The 374-nt window shown below is 30.5% G+C and carries 1 protein-coding gene; it reads left to right on the top strand.

Annotated elements, in window-relative coordinates; translation table 11 throughout:
* Positions 1 to 121 precede the first annotated feature (121 nt).
* The gene (locus DLK05_RS19270) at positions 122 to 334 is read left to right on the top strand and encodes a hypothetical protein (RefSeq protein WP_127345123.1); all 213 of its coding nucleotides are present in this window, start codon (positions 122 to 124) and stop codon (positions 332 to 334) included.
* The last annotated feature ends 40 nt before the right edge of the window (positions 335 to 374 follow it).

The following is a 374-nucleotide window of genomic DNA, read 5'->3' as shown; positions in this document are numbered from 1 at the left end:
CAACTCAACAAGATGAACAAGACGATCTAGTAGTTGATTGTCATGATGTAACATTGAAAATGAACACATTACAATCATTATTGAATTGATATAAATTGAAAGCAACCGAAAAATATAAAGATTGAGAGGAGAAGAAGAAGAAGCTAAAGTCAGATGCAACACTCACTTCATTGTTATTCTCATCATTGTTGTGATTATAGATGGTTGGATGAATGATTTCAATGTTCTCGTTTCTTGTGAATTTCTTTCGGTTTTCATTTCTGTTATTGAACTTCAGCTATTTACACTTGATGGAAATGAGTGGTTTTATGTAGATAATAGTAAATTGCAATAGGTAACAGATAATTCTACTCACTTACTTATTTTGCTTATTC

Origin of the sequence: Ancylomarina longa (genome assembly GCF_003996985.1) — a bacterium.
In the GTDB taxonomy this organism is placed as follows: Bacteria; Bacteroidota; Bacteroidia; order Bacteroidales; family Marinifilaceae; genus Ancylomarina_A; species Ancylomarina_A longa.
Note: the sequence above shows the minus strand (reverse complement) of the source record. Positions and strands in the feature narration are given on the sequence as shown.